Genomic DNA, 14,188 nt, shown 5'->3' on the forward strand with positions numbered 1-14,188 from the left:
GGAACAACGCACAGCGGGCTGATGGTTATCGTCGGAACAGGCTTGGCGACACGCGCGCTCTCCTCATGAATACGGGATTGATGACCGCCAATTTACACGGCGAACGGTGTAGGAGCTGCCGCAGGCTGCGATCTTTTGATGTTGCTCCTAAAAACAAGATCAAAGATCGCCGCCTGCGGCAGCGCCTACGGCGATAGCGTTCAACCGACAGATTTGGCCGGTGTCAGGCAGTAATGTTCAATCAGTTGTCGTAATAGATGCACCGTAGGCTGCAAACGTGACATTTCGAGGTATTCCCCCGGCTGGTGGGCACAGGCTATATCCCCAGGACCAAGCACCAGCGTTTCACAACCAAGGCGCTGAAGATAAGGCGCTTCGGTGCCGAACGCCACTGCTTCGGCCATGTGACCTGTGAGCTTTTCGGCGACGCGTACCAGTTCAGCGTCTTCAGCCTGCTCGAACGGCGGCACTTCAGGGAATAGCGGCGCGTAATCGATTTTTACCTGATGCCGTTCGGCAACCGGCATGAGCCGCTGCAAAATCTCCGCGCGCAAGGCCTTCGGGTCCATGCCTGGAAGCGGTCGCAAATCGAACTCCAGGGAGCACTGCCCGCAAATCCGGTTGGGATTATCGCCGCCGTGGATGCACCCGAAGTTCATCGTGGGCGTGGGTACGCCGAACTGCGGGTTGCGAAACTCGCGTTGCCAGAGCAAGCGCAGGCCACGCAGCTCACCGATGGCATCGTGCATCGCTTCGAGGGCACTGTGTCCCAGGCGGGGGTCGGAGGAATGGCCACTCTGCCCGAGTATGTCGATGCGCTCCATCATGATGCCCTTGTGCATGCGGATCGGCTTCAGGCCGGTCGGTTCGCCGATCACTGCCGCGCGCCCCAGCGACCGTCCGGCTGCGGCCAGCGCGCGGGCACCGGACATCGAGCTTTCTTCATCGCAGGTGGCGAGGATCAGCAGCGGCTGTTTGAACGGCTGGTCGAGCAAGGGTATGACGGCTTCGATCGCCAAAGCGAAGAAACCCTTCATGTCGCAACTGCCCAAACCCACCCAGCGGCCGTCGACTTCGGTCAGCTTCAGAGGATCGGTCTGCCACAAAGCGCCATCGAACGGCACGGTGTCGCTATGCCCGGCCAATACCAGGCCACCAGGACCGGAACCGAAGCTGGCGAGCAGATTAAATTTGCCGGGGCTGACCTGCTGGATGTCGCAGGCAAAACCCAGGTCGCCCAGCCAGGTGGCCAGCAGGTCGATGACAGGGCGGTTGGTCTGATCGAGACTGGCCTGGGTGCAACTGACGGACGGTGCAGCGATCAGCGCAGCGAACTGATCTTTCATGGACGGCAAAGGCATCGCTGACTCCAACTCCCGAATTGAAGTCCATCATAGAGCTATCTGGCGGCAGGAATAAACCGTCGCGGGGCGTAGGATGGACGAGTCCTGTACACTGCACGGCCTTGGCAGCCACACATTCCCCCGGCTGCGCTCCCGATCCTGGATTTTCCGGCCATGCAGAAAGAAACCGAAATCAAACTCCGCGTCAGCCGCGAAACCCTCGCAGCTCTGCGCGAGCACCCGCTACTGAAAAAACGCAACAAAAGTGGCTGGGAACGCCGTGAACTGATGAACCAGTACTTCGACACGCCTGAGCGCGACCTGGCCCGCGCCAAGGTTGCCCTGCGCCTGCGCCGTGATGGCGAAGAAGTGATTCAGACCCTCAAGACCCGCGGCCACAGCGTTGCCGGTCTGTCCGAGCGTAACGAATACGACTGGAAACTGCCCAAAGCCAAGCTCGATGTGAAAAAACTCGACGGCGAATGCTGGCCTGAAGAGTTGGCCGAACTGGACAAGAAGACCCTGAAAGCCATCTTCACCACCGACTTCGTTCGCGAACGTGCCGAAATCGCTTGGGGCCGTGGCAAAACCAAGGTGGTCATCGAAGCCGCGCTGGACCTGGGCCATGTAGTGGTCGGCAAGCAGAAAGAAGAAATCTGCGAGCTGGAACTGGAACTGCGCGAAGGCGAACCTGCTGCTCTGCTGGAACTGGCTGCCGAACTGGCCGCAACCCTGGCGTTGATGCCGTGTGACATCAGCAAGGCCGAGCGCGGTTATCGCCTGTACGACGCCAACAGCTATTCACTGAGCCTGCCGGCACCGCAAATCAGCGCCGAAATGCCGCTGGACGACGCATTTGCCGCGCTGTGCTGGCATTTGCTGGCCAGTAGCCAGCGCCTGGCCGAGCAGTACCGCTTCAATGGCCACTGGCGTTTGCTGCAGGACTGGGTCGAGAACCTGGCTGAAATGCGCGCACTGCTCAGCAGCCTGGGGCAAGCCGCACCGCGTCAATCGACCCACGACCTGCGAGTCGCGCTGGACGCGTTGCTCGAAGACTGGCGCCCACTGGTCCAGGCCGGGGTGGATGACGAGGATGTGCGCAAAGCCGCGCCTGAACAATTCCTGGAAGAGCTCGAAGACCCGCGCTGGGGTCTGTTCTCCCTCAACACTTCGCGCTGGTTGCTGGCCCGTACCTGGACCGCCGAGCGTAACGTACGAGGCAATCGCCAGGGCGCGGCGCAACTGGGCAGCTGGCTTCCACGCCTGCTGGGCGAAGAGGCAACGTCCTTGCAGCTGCAGCGCTATCAGCAGCAACCGGAAGACCTCGCCGAGCAACTGCCGCGCATCGAGCGCATCCAGTCCTGGCTGCACCATGCCCGCAGCGTGCTGGAGATCCCGGAAATGGATCGCCTGTACGGTGAGCTGAAACAGCTGGCGCAACTGGCCAACGAGCCGATTACCGACGAATCCCTGGATGCGCGCAAGCAGCAGGCGATTGCGGTTTATCAGAATCGTGCCTGGAAAATGTTGCTGCGAATGTAACATCGTTAAAGATCGCAGCCTTCGGCAGCTCCTACGGATATACACATTCCCCCGCAGGCTGCGATCTTTTGCTTCACCGCAACACGGGCAAACTGGTCGTCGACTTGATCTCCGATAACGCCACAATCGAGTTCACCTCCTGAATCCCCGGCACCATCGACAACTTCTCGAAGAAAAACCGCTCATACGCCTCGATGTCCGCCGTGACGATCCGCAACAAAAAATCCACCGAACCCATCAGTACATAACACTCCAGCACCTCGGGGAAACCGCGAATCGCCTCGGTGAATTCGGTGAAGTTCGAGCGCCCATGGGCGTTGAGTTTGATCTCGGCGAAAATCTGTGTGTTCAGCCCGATTTTTTTGCGATCCAGCAGCGTCACCTGGCCGCGAATGATCCCCTCCTCTTTCATCCGCTGGATACGCCGCCAGCAGGGCGACTGCGACAATCCCACCTGCTCGGCGATCTGCGCACTGGAGAGCGAAGCATCTTCCTGCAGCAGGGCAAGAATCTTGCGGTCGTAGCCATCCAGATCACTGTGCATAAATAAACCCGCTAACCCTATTAAATTGAATTGTACGATTCGAAGAATCGCCAAATAGGTCCATCATAGATAAGAAATACCCGGCTTCGAATGTAAAAATTCCTCCATTGATCCTGGAGCCTGCCCCATGCCTCACCTCGAAGCCGTAAAAAGTCCCCACTTGCGCCCCGATGTCTGGAACGTCCGTACCGCCCATTGCCGCGTGCACTACCAGTTGCTGGCCGAGGCCGAACCCGACCTGCTGTGTCGCGCGCTCAATCTGTTTGCCCTGCAATGCCTCACCCCGCACCAGGTCAATGTGCAGCGCAGCGACGATTTGTTGTCGATGGATATCGTCATTGATTGCTTGAGCTGGCATCGTGCCGAGGTGATAGCGGAAAAATTGCGTAATCTGATCAGCGTCTGCTCGGTCGATCTGCAAAACGCCGATTCCTCCTGGAATATCGCGGCTCAAGCGACAGGCTGAAACCCCTCGATACGGCTTCGTCGGGTAGTGGCCCAACGATTGGCGGCTGCGCGTCTATCCTTTGCGCACTGTTGTTCATGAGGAGCCCGCATGTCCGTTCAACTCGCCATTCAGGACCGCTGGCTGGATCTCAATGATTTGCTGCGCGAACTGGTCGCCCAAGGTTTTATCAGCCAGGACTCGGCCGAACTCGCACTCAATGCCAGGCGGCGCCACGCGGCTAATGGCCAACTGCACCCACTGGAGTTCATCGCCGGCCAGCATCTCGATGACCTCAGCCGCCCCGGCAAACATCTCGACCTGGAAAGCCTGACCCTGTGGCTGTCGCAGCAGGCCGGCCAACCCTACCTGCGCATCGATCCGCTGAAGATCAATGTTGCGGCCATCACGCCGCTGATGTCCTACGCGTTCGCCCAGCGCCACAAGATTCTTGCCGTCTCGGTCGACCGCGACGCCGTTACCGTGGCCAGCGCCCAGCCGTACGTCAACGGCTGGGAAGCCGACCTGACCCATGTCCTGAAGCTGCCGATCAAACGGGTGGTGGCCAACCCGGTGGACATCCAGCGCTTCAGCGTGGAGTTTTTCCGCCTGGCCAAATCAGTCAGCGGCGCGACCACCGGTGATCAGCAGATCAATTCCATGGGCAACTTCGAACAGTTGCTCAACCTCGGCGCCAGCGACCAGGAACCGGACGCCAACGACGCGCACATCGTCAACATCGTCGACTGGCTGTTCCAGTACGCCTTCCAGCAGCGCGCCAGCGATATTCATATCGAGCCGCGGCGTGAGCAGGGCACCGTGCGCTTTCGCATCGACGGTGTGCTGCACAACGTCTATCAATTTCCGCCGCAGGTGACCATGGCAATCGTCAGCCGCCTGAAAAGCCTGGGCCGGATGAACGTTGCGGAAAAACGCAAACCCCAGGACGGCCGAGTGAAAACCAAGACCCCGGATGGGGGTGAGGTCGAGCTGCGCCTGTCGACGTTGCCGACGGCGTTCGGCGAAAAAATGGTCATGCGGATTTTCGACCCGGAAGTGCTGCTCAAGGACTTCGATCAGCTGGGTTTTTCCGCCGAAGACCTGCGCCGCTGGCAGGACATGACCCGCCAGCCCAACGGCATCATCCTGGTCACCGGGCCGACCGGTTCCGGCAAGACCACCACGCTCTATACCACCCTCAAGAAGCTGGCGACGCCCGAGGTTAACCTGTGCACCATCGAGGACCCGATCGAAATGGTCGAGCCGGCGTTCAACCAGATGCAGGTCCAGCACAACATCGACCTGACCTTTGCCGCCGGCGTGCGCGCGCTGATGAGGCAAGACCCGGACATCATCATGATTGGCGAGATCCGCGACCTCGAGACCGCTGAAATGGCGATCCAGGCGGCGCTCACCGGCCACCTTGTGCTGTCGACGCTGCATACCAACGATGCACCCAGTGCCATCAGCCGCCTGCTGGAACTGGGCGTGCCGCACTACCTGATCAAGGCCACGGTGCTCGGCGTCATGGCCCAGCGCCTGGTACGCACCCTTTGTCCGCATTGCAAGGCGCCGCTGGCCCTGGGCGAAGAAGACTGGCAAACACTGACCAGACCATGGCAGGCACCGCTGCCAGGTAACGCACAGCGCGCCATCGGTTGCCTGGAGTGTCGTGACACCGGCTACCGCGGACGTGCGGGCGTGTATGAAATCATGCAGCTGACCGACGGAATCAAGGCGCTGATCAGTCCCGATACCGACTTGCTGGCGGTGCGCAGGCAGGCCTTCAAGGAAGGCATGCGCAGCCTGCGATTATCCGGGGCACAGAAGGTCGCGGCGGGGCTGACGACCATCGAAGAGGTGCTGCGGGTCACGCCACAGAGCGAGCAGAAGTAACCCTTTTGTGTCTCTTGATGATGCGAGGGCCCGGTTCCGGTTCATATCCATGACCTGCACCGCTACACTTCTGCGGTCGAGAATTCATTGATGCACTCAACAGGGAATTGTTATGCAGATCGGTACCGTGCTCCTGCTTTTTGTCGGCCTGGTGGTCGCCATTCTTTTCATGGGTTTCAAAGTCGTGCCCCAGGGTTACCAATGGACGGTCGAACGATTCGGCCGTTACACCAACACCCTCAAGCCCGGCCTGAACATCATCATTCCGGTCATGGACCGCATCGGCCGCAAAATCAACGTGATGGAAAGCGTGCTGGATATACCGCCGCAGGAAGTCATCACCGCCGACAATGCCACGGTGCAGATCGATGCGGTGTGCTTCTTCCAGGTGGTCAATACGGCGCAGGCGGCCTATGAGGTCAACAACCTCGAACACGCGATTCGCAACCTCCTGCAGACCAACATCCGTACCGTCCTTGGCTCCATGGAGCTGGATGCGATGCTCAGCCAGCGTGACGGGATCAACGAAAAACTGCTGCGCACCGTCGATGAGGCGACTGCACCGTGGGGCATCAAGATCACCCGAATCGAAATCAAGGACATCAGCCCACCCGCCGACCTGATGGCCGCGATGTCCGGGCAGATGAAGGCCGAGCGGATCAAGCGCGCCCAGATCCTCGAAGCCGAAGGCCTGCGTGCCGCAGCGATCCTGACGGCCGAAGGCAAGAAGCAGGCGCAGATCCTCGAAGCCGAGGGTGGTCGCCAGGCCGCATTCCTCGAAGCGGAAGCCCGCGAGCGTCAAGCCGAAGCCGAAGCCCAGGCCACCAAGGTGGTGTCCGAAGCGATCGCCGGCGGCAACGTGCAGGCGGTCAATTACTTCGTCGCGCAGAAGTACATCGATGCGCTGGGCAAGCTGGCCTCGGCCAACAACAGCAAAGTGATCCTGATGCCGCTTGAGGCCAGTTCGATGATCGGTGCGGTCGGTGGCATCGGCGAAATCGTCAAGGCGACGTTCGATAACAAGAAGGCCTGAGGCATACCATGTGGGCATTCCTGCAAAATCTGTCGTTCTGGGACTGGCTTGCCGTCGGCACGCTGCTGCTGATTCTTGAAGTGTTCGGAGCCGGCGGCTATCTGCTGTGGATCGGCATGGCCGCCGCGGCTGTTGGCGTGCTGACCTTCCTGCTACCGGGGATGTCCTGGGAGGTGCAGTTCCTGCTGTTCGGCTTGTTCTCGATCGCCACGGCGCTGTACTGGTGGCGACGCCAGCGCAGCGCAGTACGCCAGAGTGACGAGCCGAACCTCAACTTGCGAGGGCAGGAGTTGATCGGCAGGACCTTTGTCGTGCACGAAGCGATCGTCGACGGACGCGGCAAGATCAAGGTGGCCGACGGCGTGTGGATGGCCCGCGGACCCGATGCGGCCCCCGGCAGTCGGGTGCGGGTGACGGGGCAGCAAGGGGCGATCCTGCTGGTTGAACCTACCGAGTGAGCCACCACGGAACTGGATTGCCAGATTGGCGATCAAACGAGGTAGTTAATCCAGCGGAGTCACCCATCATGCGTTTCAAGTTTGCTGTCGCTACCCTCGCCTTGCTGTCCCTTCCAGTCGGATCGGCGATGGCCGACAGCTTTTGGCGTAACGTCATCTCGTCCGGCGCCACCACCGGTTCGACTTACCTGACGTTCAAGGATCACAAGCTGGTTGTCGCGGCTCAAGATGACGCAGGTAGCTTCGTCGCCAGCGACGGCGGCATCCGCGGCCCGTACCTGGAAGCCGCCATGCAGAAAGTCCGCGCCGACAATCCTGGCCTGCAGGCCACGGACATGGAACTGGCGAATGCGATTTTGGCGAAGAATGCCATTGCCTCGGAATAAGCCTGTTGGCTGAACAAAATGCCGCTCCCATGAGCGGCATTTTTTTGCCTGACACAACCTCTGCGTCCCCCGTGACATTCCTCTGTGATGCCCCATGTGCCAAGGGTCTATCAGCGGTAATCATCCACCGGCACGCACGCGCAAAACAGGTTGCGGTCGCCGTACACATTGTCCACCCGATTCACCGCCGGCCAGTATTTGTGCGCCTTGGTATGGGCATCCGGCGTCACCGCCTGCTCGATACTATAGGGCCGCTCCCAAACCCCGGTGATATCGGCCAACGTATGTGGCGCGCCCTTGAGCGGGTTGTCTTCAGCTGGCCAGTTGCCGTTCTGTACCTCGGTGATTTCCGCGCGAATGCTGAGCATCGCACCGATAAAGCGGTCCAGCTCCGCTTTCGATTCGCTTTCGGTAGGCTCCACCATCAAGGTCCCGGGCACCGGAAACGACATGGTCGGGGCATGAAAACCGTAGTCCATCAAACGCTTGGCAACGTCCTCCTCACTGATCCCGGTCAACGCTTTCAAGGGGCGCAAGTCGAGAATGCATTCATGCGCAACCCGGTCGTTGCGCCCGGTGTAGAGCACAGGAAAAGCCCCGGACAGATGTTGTGCCAGGTAGTTGGCCGCTAAAATCGCCACCTCGCTGGCATCCGCCAACTGTGGCCCCATCATCGCGATATACATCCAGCTGATCGGCAGAATGCTCGCGCTGCCCCAGGGAGCGGCACTCACGGCGTCATTCTGTGGCAGCGGCCCGTCAATCGGCACGACGGGGTGATTGGCCACGAACGGCGCCAGGTGCGCCCGCACGCCGATCGGCCCCATGCCAGGCCCGCCCCCGCCGTGGGGAATGCAAAAGGTCTTGTGCAGGTTCATGTGCGAGACGTCCGCACCAATGTCGGCCGGGCGCGCCAGCCCGACCTGGGCGTTCAGGTTGGCGCCGTCCATGTACACCTGGCCACCCTGGCTGTGGACAACTTCGCAGATTTCGCTGATCCCCTCCTCGTACACACCATGCGTTGAAGGATACGTCGCCATCAGGCAGGCGAGTTTGTCCCCTGCGGCGGCGGCCTTGTCTTTCAGGTCGTCGAGATCGACATTACCTGCCTCGTCGCACTCGACGATTACCACGCGCATCCCGGCCATCTGCGCCGAAGCAGGATTGGTACCGTGGGCCGAAGAGGGAATCAGGCAGATATCCCGCGCACCCTGCTGCCGGCTCTCATGGTATTTGCGAATCGCCAGTAGCCCGGCGTATTCGCCTTGGGCACCGGAATTGGGCTGCATGCAAATAGCGTCGAATCCGGTGATCGCGCAGAGCCAGCGCTCCAGCTCCTCGATCATCAACGTATATCCCGCCGCCTGCTCCCTCGGCACGAAGGGATGCAGGTTGGCGAACTCGGGCCAGGTGATGGGGATCATTTCACTGGTAGCGTTGAGCTTCATGGTGCAGGAGCCCAACGGGATCATCGACTGGTTGAGCGCCAGGTCCTTGTTCTCCAGCTGCTTGAGGTAGCGCAGCATTTCGGTTTCGCTGTGATGGGCGTTAAACACTGGGTGGCGCAAGTAGGGAGAGGTCCTGAGCAGCGCCTCTGGAATACCGCTCGCCAGGGCTTGCGCGTCCATTTCCTCGACGATGAGCCCATGATCGGCACCCAGGAACACATCGAACAATCGGGCTACGGTAGTTTCATCGCAGGTTTCGTCCAGGCTTAGACCCAGTTGCCCGCGCCCCAGGATGCGCAGGTTGATCTGCGCCGCCCGGGCGCTTTCGATGATCGCCGTCTGGGTACCGCCGACCTCCAGGGTCAGAGTGTCGAAGAAGTGCTGATTGAGACGGATGATGCCGTGGCGCTCAAGTCCCGCAGCCAGGATGCAGGTCAGGCGATGAACCCTTTGGGCGATGCGCTTGAGCCCTTCAGGCCCGTGGTAGACCGCGTAGCAGCTGGCAATGTTGGCGAGCAGGACCTGGGCGGTGCAGATGTTCGAGTTGGCCTTTTCGCGGCGAATATGTTGCTCGCGGGTCTGCAGGGCCATGCGCAAGGCGACGTTACCGCGCGCATCCTTGGACACACCAATGATGCGCCCCGGAATCGCCCGTTTGTACTCTTCGCGACTGGCAAAGAATGCCGCATGGGGCCCGCCGTAGCCCATGGGCACGCCAAATCGCTGGGACGAGCCGAACACCACGTCGGCCCCCAGTTCTCCCGGCGCTGTGAGCATCAGCAGGCTTAACAGGTCGGTCGCGACGCAGGCCAGCGCCTGCTGTGCATGCAAGTGATCAATCAGCGGGCGCAGATCGCGAATTTCGCCATGGGTGTCGGGATATTGCAGCAGCGCGCCGAAGACCTGGTGCTGCCTGAGGTTGTCCACCGAGTCGATGATCAGCTCGAAACCGAAACCTTCTGCGCGGGTCTTCACCACCGAAATAGTCTGCGGATGACAGTTTTCATCGACGAAGAACAGGTTGCTTCGCGACTTGGCCACGCGCTTGGCCAGCGCCATGGCTTCCGCCGCCGCCGTGGCTTCATCCAGCAGCGAGGCATTGGCCAGCTCCAGCCCGGTAAGGTCGATGGTCAGCTGCTGGAAGTTCAGCAGTGCCTCCAGTCGGCCTTGGGCGATCTCGGGCTGATAAGGGGTGTAGGCGGTGTACCAACCGGGATTTTCCAGGACGTTACGCAAAATGACCGGCGGCGTGAGGGTTCCGTGATAGCCCATGCCGATCAGGCTGGTCCAGACCTGGTTTTGCCGGGCATAACCGCGCAGCTTGGCCAACGCCGCTTCTTCGTCGAGTGCGGGGGGCAGATCAAGAGCACGGTTCAGGCGAATACCCGGCGGCACCGTCTGCTCGATCAGCTCGACACGACTACCGATGCCCAGGCTGTCGAGCATGGCTTGCTGCTCGGCGGCATCGGGGCCCAGGTGCCGGCGAAGGAAGGCATTGGGGTCGCGTAACTGGCTCAGGGACGGCAACTGGGACATGACGGGCTCTCTCTTGAGTGGCGCTCGGCGTCGATGTAACACGGTCAAACCAGCATAGCAGGCACCGTCGCGGTGCCCGCGAAGATCAAAAGATCGAAAAAAAGCCCCGACAGGTCGGGGCTTTGGGGTGGTGCTGAACGCTTACTCGCCGATAGCGGCTTTGTAGGCGCCGGCATCGAGCAGCTTGTCCAGGTCAGCCACGTTGCTTGGCTTGAGCTTGAAGATCCAAGCGCCGTACGGGTCGGTGTTGAGCAACTCGGGCGAACCGCCCAGCTCTTCGTTGACTGCAATCACTTCACCGGCAATCGGGGAATAGATGTCCGAAGCGGCCTTCACCGACTCGACTACGCCCGCCTGATCTTCAGCGGCGAAGACTTTACCGACTTCAGTCAGCTCGACGAACACTACGTCACCCAGGGCTTCCTGAGCGTGGTCGCTGATGCCCACGGTAACGGTGCCATCGGCTTCAAGACGGGCCCATTCGTGACTTTCGGCAAAACGCAGGTCGGCAGGGATATTGCTCATTTCTGTGTCCTCGGGAATAAATATCAGCGGTCAGTGCCCGCCAAAAAAGTTAGATCAAGGTTTTGCCATGGCGTACGAAGGTCGGTTTGACCACTCGAACCGGGTACCACTTGCCACGGATTTCCACTTCGGCGCGGTCGGCAGTGGCCATCGGCACGCGCGCCAGTGCAATCGACTTGCTAAGCGTAGGAGAGAAACTACCACTGGTGATCTCTCCTTCGCCAACATCGGCTATGCGAACGACCTGATGAGCGCGAAGTACCCCACGCTCTTCCAGCACCAGGCCGACCAGTTTGTGTTGAATGCCACCGGCCCGCTCGGCTTCCAGGGCCGCGCGGCCGACGAACTGGCGACTGGCCGGTTCCCAGGCAATGCTCCAGGCCATGTTCGAAACCAGGGGCGAAACCTCCTGATCGATGTCCTGGCCGTAAAGGTTCATGCCGGCTTCAACCCGCAACGTGTCGCGTGCACCCAGGCCGATCGGCGAAATGCCCGCGCCAACCAGGTCGTTGAAGAAGCCCGGCGCCTGACTGGCGGGCAGGACAATTTCCAGCCCGTCTTCACCGGTATAGCCGGTGCGGGCGATGAACCAGTCACCATCGCTGCGACCTTCAAACGGTTTGAGCAGCTGGATCAGGTTGCCACGGGACTGGGAGACGAGTTCGCATATCTTGTGTCGAGCCTGAGGGCCCTGGATGGCCAGCATGGCCAGTTCCGAGCGCTCAACCAGTTGCACATCGAACCCGTCGAGATGCGCCTGCATCCAGGCCAGGTCCTGATCGCGAGTGGAAGCGTTGACCACCAACCGATAACCGTCCTCGAGTCGATAGACCAACATGTCATCGACGATGCCGCCCCGCTCGTTGAGCATGGTGCTGTACAAGGCACGGCCGGGGCTGTGCAGTCGCTCGACATCATTGGCCAGCAAATACTGGAGCCAGGCCTTGGCCTGGGGGCCGCTGATATCGATCACGGTCATGTGGGATACATCGAAAACCCCGCAATCGCGGCGCACCTGGTGGTGTTCCTCGACCTGCGAGCCGTAATGCAGGGGCATATCCCAACCGCCAAAATCGACCATCTTCGCGCCGAGGGCGAGATGAAGGTCATACAGAGGCGTACGCTGTCCCATGGGTTTCTCCTTCCGGGCGTGGCGAAGGTGCGGGCAAGTTCTGCATGGGCTGAAAGCCTTGAATTAGAGGGCTTTGAGCCGATTTCAGCGACCAGAGCTGTAGGACATGCCGCACCGAATGCCGCGCATTGTAGCTGCAAGGTGTAGGACTGGCACCTAGGCGTTTCGATGCGCCGAGCGTCTGATCAATCCGATGACCGGTAACAGCCCCACCATAACCAGCGTCAGCGCCGGCAAGGAAGCCCTCGCCCACTCGCCCTCGCTGGTCATTTCAAAAATCCGCACCGCCAGCGTGTCCCAGCCAAACGGGCGCATCAGCAGGGTCGCGGGCATTTCCTTGAGCACGTCGACGAATACCAGCAAGGCAGCGCTCAAGGTCCCTGGGAGCAATAACGGCAGATACACCTTGAAAAACAGTCGCGGGCCACTGACGCCGAGGCTACGTGCCGCTTCGGGCAAAGATGGCCGTATACGCGCCAGGCTGCTTTCCAGGGGGCCGTAGGCCACGGCTATGAATCGCACCAGGTAGGCCAGCAACAACGCACACAGGCTGCCCAGCAGCAGCGGCTTGCCCGCCCCGCCCAGCCAACCGGACAGCGGAATCACCAGTTCGCGATCCAGATAACTGAATGCCAGCATGATCGACACCGCCAGAACCGACCCGGGCAAGGCGTATCCCAGATTGGCCAGGCTTACGCCGGAACGAATTGCCCGGGTCGGCGCCAGGCGGCGGGCGAATGCCAGCACCAGCGCGACGCTGACGATAATCAACGCAGCCATGGCGCCCAGATACAGGGTATGAACGATCAGCCCGGCGTAGCGCTCATCGAGGTCCAGGCGCCCCCGCTGCCAGAACCACACGACCAGTTGCAGCATGGGGATGACGAAGGCACAGGCGAACACCAGCCCGCACCAACTCATGGCGGCGACCGCCTTGAAGCCGCGCAGGTGATAAAGCGCCTTGACCCGCGGCCGCTCGTTGCTCGCCCGGTTGGCGCCACGGGCCCGTCGCTCGCCGTACAGCACCACCATCACTACCAGCAGCAACAGGCTGGCCAACTGAGCCGCCGTGGACAGGCTGAAGAATCCATACCAGGTCTTGTAGATAGCTGTCGTGAACGTATCGAAGTTGAACACCGACACGGCCCCGAAATCCGCCAGGGTCTCCATCAGGGCCAACGCCACGCCGGCGCCGATCGCCGGGCGAGCCATGGGCAGTGCCACCCGCCAGAACGCCTGCCACGGGGACTGACCAAGGACGCGCGCGGCTTCCATCAAGCCTTTGCCCTGGGCCAGAAACGCAGTGCGCGCCAACAGGTAAACGTAGGGATAAAACACCAGCACCAGAACCAGGATAACGCCACCGGTCGAGCGCACTCGCGGCAGCCGCAGCCCGGTGCCGAACCATTCACGCAGCAAGGTTTGCACGGGACCGGCGAAATCCAGCAACCCGACGAAGACAAAGGCCAGCACGTACGCAGGGATCGCGAACGGCAGCATCAGCGCCCAATCCAGCCAACGACGCCCGGGAAACTCACAGAGGCTGGTGAGCCAGGCCAGGCTGACGCCCAGCAACGTAACGCCGACCCCGACGCCGACCACCAGGGTCAGCGTATTGCCCAGCAGCCGCGGCATCTGGGTGTCCCAGAGGTGGGACCAGATCTGAAAATCGATGCTCTTCCATGACAACAGCAAGACACTGAGGGGCAGCAGGACCAGCGCAGCGATGGCGAAGACCAGGGGATACCAGCGGCGTTGGGCGGGGTGGGCCAAGGAAGCGCTCTCGCGGGAAAATCGTGCAGTGTAGGGAAAACGCAAAAAGATCGCAGCCTCCCGCAGCGCCTACATTGGGATTATGTACACCCTGTAGGAGCTGCCGGAGGCTGCGATCTTTTGATCT

General features: G+C 60.9%; 12 protein-coding genes. 6 read left to right on the forward strand and 6 right to left on the reverse strand.

Annotation, left to right across the window (positions count from 1 at the left end):
- Positions 1–200 precede the first annotated feature (200 nt).
- Positions 201–1,361, reverse strand: coding sequence for an acetylornithine deacetylase (gene argE / locus IMW75_RS15810; RefSeq protein WP_205893140.1), 1,161 nt, complete (start codon positions 1,359–1,361; stop codon positions 201–203).
- 156 nt (positions 1,362–1,517) lie between these two features.
- Between argE and IMW75_RS15815 the strand changes: the two genes are divergently transcribed.
- Complete coding sequence (locus tag IMW75_RS15815) at positions 1,518–2,885, forward strand: CYTH domain-containing protein (protein WP_205893141.1); 1,368 nt, start codon at positions 1,518–1,520, stop codon at positions 2,883–2,885.
- A 73-nt stretch (positions 2,886–2,958) separates the two neighbouring features.
- Here the strand turns inward: IMW75_RS15815 and IMW75_RS15820 are convergent, their stop codons facing one another.
- A complete protein-coding gene (locus IMW75_RS15820; RefSeq protein WP_045059634.1) occupies positions 2,959–3,429 on the reverse strand; it encodes an Lrp/AsnC family transcriptional regulator in 471 nt (156 codons plus the stop codon).
- 127 nt (positions 3,430–3,556) lie between these two features.
- On the opposite strand from IMW75_RS15820, the gene IMW75_RS15825 reads away from it, so the two are divergent.
- The 5 genes from IMW75_RS15825 (at position 3,557) to IMW75_RS15845 (ending at position 7,647) form a co-directional block, all read left to right on the forward strand.
- Positions 3,557–3,895: a hypothetical protein gene (locus IMW75_RS15825; protein ID WP_205893142.1), complete on the forward strand. Its 339-nt coding sequence runs from the start codon at positions 3,557–3,559 to the stop codon at positions 3,893–3,895.
- 90 nt (positions 3,896–3,985) lie between these two features.
- Positions 3,986–5,770, forward strand: coding sequence for a type IV pilus assembly ATPase TfpB (gene tfpB, locus IMW75_RS15830; RefSeq protein WP_045059636.1), 1,785 nt, complete (start codon positions 3,986–3,988; stop codon positions 5,768–5,770).
- 112 nt (positions 5,771–5,882) lie between these two features.
- Positions 5,883–6,803 carry an SPFH domain-containing protein gene (locus IMW75_RS15835; RefSeq protein ID WP_045059637.1) on the forward strand — a complete coding sequence of 307 codons (921 nt, stop codon included), beginning with the start codon at positions 5,883–5,885 and terminating at the stop codon, positions 6,801–6,803.
- Positions 6,804–6,811: 8 nt separating this feature from the next.
- Positions 6,812–7,261 carry an NfeD family protein gene (locus IMW75_RS15840; RefSeq protein ID WP_205893143.1) on the forward strand — a complete coding sequence of 150 codons (450 nt, stop codon included), beginning with the start codon at positions 6,812–6,814 and terminating at the stop codon, positions 7,259–7,261.
- 68 nt (positions 7,262–7,329) lie between these two features.
- A complete protein-coding gene (locus IMW75_RS15845; RefSeq protein WP_205893144.1) occupies positions 7,330–7,647 on the forward strand; it encodes a DUF2388 domain-containing protein in 318 nt (105 codons plus the stop codon).
- Between the two features lie 110 nt (positions 7,648–7,757).
- On the opposite strand, the gene gcvP is transcribed toward IMW75_RS15845, so the two are convergent.
- From gcvP to IMW75_RS15865, 4 genes are all read right to left on the reverse strand, one after another.
- A complete protein-coding gene (gcvP, locus tag IMW75_RS15850) occupies positions 7,758–10,631 on the reverse strand; it encodes an aminomethyl-transferring glycine dehydrogenase (RefSeq protein WP_205893145.1) in 2,874 nt (957 codons plus the stop codon).
- A gap of 141 nt (positions 10,632–10,772) precedes the next feature.
- Positions 10,773–11,156 carry a glycine cleavage system protein GcvH gene (gene gcvH / locus IMW75_RS15855; protein WP_045059641.1) on the reverse strand — a complete coding sequence of 128 codons (384 nt, stop codon included), beginning with the start codon at positions 11,154–11,156 and terminating at the stop codon, positions 10,773–10,775.
- A 49-nt stretch (positions 11,157–11,205) separates the two neighbouring features.
- On the reverse strand, positions 11,206–12,288 hold the full coding sequence (gene gcvT / locus IMW75_RS15860; protein WP_122841060.1) for a glycine cleavage system aminomethyltransferase GcvT: 1,083 nt from the start codon (positions 12,286–12,288) through the stop codon (positions 11,206–11,208).
- Between the two features lie 156 nt (positions 12,289–12,444).
- Complete coding sequence (locus tag IMW75_RS15865) at positions 12,445–14,061, reverse strand: ABC transporter permease (RefSeq protein WP_205893146.1); 1,617 nt, start codon at positions 14,059–14,061, stop codon at positions 12,445–12,447.
- Between the last annotated feature and the right edge of the window lie 127 nt (positions 14,062–14,188).

Origin of the sequence: Pseudomonas gregormendelii, assembly GCF_017114825.1 — a bacterium.
GTDB lineage: Bacteria > Pseudomonadota > Gammaproteobacteria > Pseudomonadales > Pseudomonadaceae > Aquipseudomonas > Aquipseudomonas gregormendelii.

Excerpts from the sequence above, each read along its gene's own strand:
- gcvT (WP_122841060.1), bottom strand. The coding sequence starts at position 12,288 with ATGGGACAGCGTACGCCTCTGTATGACCTTCATCTCGCCCTCGGCGCG.
- IMW75_RS15845 (WP_205893144.1), top strand. The coding sequence starts at position 7,330 with ATGCGTTTCAAGTTTGCTGTCGCTACCCTCGCCTTGCTGTCCCTTCCA.
- IMW75_RS15840 (WP_205893143.1), top strand. The coding sequence starts at position 6,812 with ATGTGGGCATTCCTGCAAAATCTGTCGTTCTGGGACTGGCTTGCCGTC.
- argE (WP_205893140.1), bottom strand. The coding sequence starts at position 1,361 with ATGCCTTTGCCGTCCATGAAAGATCAGTTCGCTGCGCTGATCGCTGCA.
- tfpB (WP_045059636.1), top strand. The coding sequence starts at position 3,986 with ATGTCCGTTCAACTCGCCATTCAGGACCGCTGGCTGGATCTCAATGAT.
- gcvH (WP_045059641.1), bottom strand. The coding sequence starts at position 11,156 with ATGAGCAATATCCCTGCCGACCTGCGTTTTGCCGAAAGTCACGAATGG.
- gcvP (WP_205893145.1), bottom strand. The coding sequence starts at position 10,631 with ATGTCCCAGTTGCCGTCCCTGAGCCAGTTACGCGACCCCAATGCCTTC.
- IMW75_RS15820 (WP_045059634.1), bottom strand. The coding sequence starts at position 3,429 with ATGCACAGTGATCTGGATGGCTACGACCGCAAGATTCTTGCCCTGCTG.
- IMW75_RS15835 (WP_045059637.1), top strand. The coding sequence starts at position 5,883 with ATGCAGATCGGTACCGTGCTCCTGCTTTTTGTCGGCCTGGTGGTCGCC.
- IMW75_RS15815 (WP_205893141.1), top strand. The coding sequence starts at position 1,518 with ATGCAGAAAGAAACCGAAATCAAACTCCGCGTCAGCCGCGAAACCCTC.
- IMW75_RS15825 (WP_205893142.1), top strand. The coding sequence starts at position 3,557 with ATGCCTCACCTCGAAGCCGTAAAAAGTCCCCACTTGCGCCCCGATGTC.